The sequence below is a fragment of the Trebonia sp. genome, assembly GCF_049794275.1.
Taxonomy (GTDB): domain Bacteria; phylum Actinomycetota; class Actinomycetes; order Streptosporangiales; family Streptosporangiaceae; genus Trebonia.
The window spans coordinates 1-3,348 of the sequence record NZ_JBARCR010000088.1; the positions used below are offsets into that span (position 1 = coordinate 1).

Annotated in this window: 3 protein-coding genes and 1 pseudogene; 2 read left to right on the top strand and 2 right to left on the bottom strand. The window is 69.4% G+C overall.

The features are described from left to right. Window positions 1–215: pseudogene (locus tag WA805_RS02325) on the bottom strand (hypothetical protein); the annotation flags it as partial. 10 nt (window positions 216–225) lie between these two features. Beyond that, complete coding sequence (locus tag WA805_RS02330) at window positions 226–1,020, bottom strand: alpha/beta hydrolase (protein ID WP_425241540.1); 795 nt, start codon at window positions 1,018–1,020, stop codon at window positions 226–228. Window positions 1,021–1,154: 134 nt separating this feature from the next. On the opposite strand from WA805_RS02330, the gene WA805_RS02335 reads away from it, so the two are divergent. Both WA805_RS02335 and WA805_RS02340 read left to right on the top strand, forming a co-directional pair. Next, a complete protein-coding gene (locus WA805_RS02335) occupies window positions 1,155–1,856 on the top strand; it encodes a lysophospholipid acyltransferase family protein (protein ID WP_422289642.1) in 702 nt (233 codons plus the stop codon). Window positions 1,857–1,925: 69 nt separating this feature from the next. Next, window positions 1,926–2,963: a 6-phosphofructokinase gene (locus tag WA805_RS02340; protein ID WP_422276270.1), complete on the top strand. Its 1,038-nt coding sequence runs from the start codon at window positions 1,926–1,928 to the stop codon at window positions 2,961–2,963. Window positions 2,964–3,348: the final 385 nt, after the last annotated feature.

A 3,348-nucleotide genomic window follows, 5' to 3' on the forward strand; every position in this document is an offset into this window, starting at 1 on the left:
GGAAGCGCGGGCGGCATGACCGGCGGCGGCATGGCCGACGGCGGGGCGGGCGTGACGTGCACGGGCCCGTCGAGGTCCTCCAGCTCCGGCCAGGGCGCCTCGCCATCGGCGGGCGCGGGCGCGTCGAACCGGGCGACCAGGTCGCGCCACACGGCTTCCTGTCCGTCGCCTGCTGTCGCGTCCCCGGTGGTGCCGGGCACGTCCCCCTCTGCCACTGTGCTGTCCTTACACCCTCTTCTCCGCTGCGGTGTGCTCTTTGATGAACGCCAGCGTGCCGTCAAAGATTGCCGGCGCGTCGTTGTCCAGCGTCGCCACGTGGTAGCTGTCGGGCAGCGGGACCACCTCGGCGGCGGGCAGTGCCGCCCTGAGCACCTGCATGCTCGGCGGCCCCACCACATGATCGACAGTAGACCGGTAGACGCGCACCGGCTGAGTCACCCCTGCCAGATGCCGCGCGGTGAGCTTCCACAGCTCGGGCAGCGTGCCCGCGGCCTTGAGCGGGACGCGCTGGTAGCCGCCCTCGCTGGCCCCCGGCTTCTTGATGTCGCCCGCGATGCCCTTCACCGACACGTTCACATGCTTGAGGATAGGCGCCAGCACGAACAGCCGGGTGTCCGGCGCCAGCGACGGGTTTACCACGACGAGCCCGCTGACCTTGGCGCCCTGGGTCTCCGCCAGCCGGAACGCCAGGCAGGCGCCCATCGAGATGCCGGTGATGAAAACCTGCTCGCACCGGCCGCTGAGCTCAGTGAAGGCCTGGTCGGCCGTCGCGTACCAGTCCCGCGACCCGGTGGTGGCCAGGTCCTGCCAGGTCGTGCCGTGCCCGGGCAGCCTGGGCGCTCGCACGGTGAGCCCGGCGGCCGCCAGGTGCTCGGCCCACGGGCGCACCGTCCGCGGGCTCCCGGTGAAGCCGTGCAGGACCAGGACCCCGACAGGCCCGCCGTCGGCGGAGAACGGCTCCGCGCCTGGCTGTACGGTCACCGTGGTGCCGCCGGCCGGCGCTGGCGATGCAGCGGACATGGTCGAATCGTCGCATGCCGGTCGGGTGCCGCGCAGCAGTAGACCGGCATTTATGACTGGTTTCAGCACGTCTCGCACCCGGTGCGTGATCTTCTGGGCCTCACGTAAGGCCCGGTACGTGCGACGATGGGGGAGTGTTCTACTGGGTAACCAAATACACGCTGGGCATGGCGCTCAAGGTCGTCTTCCGGCCGTGGTCGCGCGGCAGGAAACACATGCCCCGGCGCGGTCCCGTCATCCTCGCCAGCAACCACCTGTCCTTCGCGGACCACTTCTTCGGCCCGCTCCCGCTGCCGCGCAAGGTGGTGTTCCTCGCCAAGGCCGAGTACTTCACCGGCAAGGGGCTCAAGGGGCTGCTGAGCAAGGCGTTCTTCAGCGGGGTCGGTGTGATCCCGATGGACCGGACCGGCGGCGAGGCCAGCGAGCGCGCGCTGCGGTCCGGGCTGCGCGCGCTGGCGTCCGGGAGCGTGCTCGGCATCTACCCGGAAGGCACGCGATCCCCTGACGGGCGGCTGTACAAGGGCAGGACCGGGGTCGCCAGGCTGGCCCTGGAGTCCCGCGCCCCGGTGGTGCCCTGCGCGATGATCGACACGTTCGAGCTCCTGCCCTCCGGGTCGTTCCGGCCGAAGCTGGGGATCCGGCCCGGCGTGATCTTCGGTGAGCCGCTCGAGTTCTCGCGGTATTACGGCAAGGAGTCGGACCGCGCCGCGCTGCGCGCCGTGACCGACGAGATCATGCAGCAGATCCAGAAGCTGTCCGGCCAGGAATACGTCGATATCTACGCCAACCAGGCGAAAGAGCGGCAGCAGCCGGCCCCGGAATCGGACTTACCGTAAATCGGGGCAGTTACCTCGTGTTATTACGCCGTCCATCACAACAGTCCGTCAGGCCGCTAGGCTTTGCCTATGCGAGTGGGAGTCCTTACCGGAGGCGGCGACTGCCCGGGCCTTAACGCCGTCATCCGCGCCGTGGTACGCAGGGGTGTCCAGGAGTTCGGCCTGGAGTTCGTCGGGTTCCGTGACGGGTGGCGGGGCCCGCTAGAGGCGGATACGGTGCCGCTCGACGTGCACGCGGTGCGCGGCATCCTGCCGCGCGGCGGCACGATCCTCGGCTCGTCGCGGACGAACCCGTTCAAGGAGAACGGCCCGGGCCGCAACGGCGTGGACCGGATCAAGGACAACCTCGCGGGCCTGGGGGTGGACGCGCTCATCGTGATCGGCGGTGAGGACACGCTCGGCGTGGCGGCGCGGCTGTACGACGAGGGCATTCCCGTCGTCGGCGTGCCGAAGACCATCGACAACGACCTCGGGGCCACCGACTACACGTTCGGCTTCGACACCGCGGTGAACATCGCCATGGAAGCGATCGACCGGCTGCACACGACGGCGGAGTCGCACCACAGGGCGCTGATCGTCGAGGTGATGGGCCGCCACGCGGGCTGGATCGCGCTGCACGCCGGGCTGGCCGGCGGCGCCAACGTGATCCTGATCCCTGAGCGCCCGTTCGACATCGACAAGGTGGTCGCCTGGGTGGAGCACAGGTTCCAGACCCGGTACGCCCCGATCGTCGTCGTCGCCGAGGGCGCGCACCCTGCGCATGATGATCTGGCGCTCACCTCGGCAGAACTGGACTCCTTCGGCCACGTCAGGCTCGGCGGCGTCGGGCAGCTGCTCGCCGAGGAGATCGAGAAGCGCACCGGCAAGGAAGCCCGCTGCACCGTGCTCGGCCACATCCAGCGCGGCGGCACGCCGACCGCGTTCGACCGGGTGCTGGCGACCCGGTTCGGCCTGCACGCCGTCGCGGCGGTGTACAACGAGGCGTTCGGCACGATGGTGGCGCTGCGCGGCACCGACATCGTCCGGGTGCCCCTCGTCGAGGCGACCCGCGAGCTCAAGCTCGTCCCTGTCGACCGCTACGCCGAAGCCGAAGTCTTCTTCGGCTAAGCCACGGCGCGCCGCGGCCAGCTCGTCCTTACGCACTGCGCGGCACTTTACGCACGAGATGACCACAATCAGGCCGCCTGAAGGCCAAAAACTGGTCATTTCATGCACAAAGTGAACAGCAGAGGCTGGTGTGACCATCCGCGCCCTTAAGCGCAACCGCCCACCCAGCCACGACCGGCCCCCGGCACTTTTGCAGCCGTGCCGCCACTTTGCAGCCGCCCTGACCACATGTGACCGGTAACTCTACGTCGGAAGTGGTCACCCAGGCTGCAAAGTCAGCGCAAGTGACTGGTGTGACCTGCCCACGCGCCCCCGGCCCAGCCTGCTAGCGGTGCCGCGTTGGCGCGCCTTGCAGCCGAGCCGCCACTTTGTTGACGTCGTGACC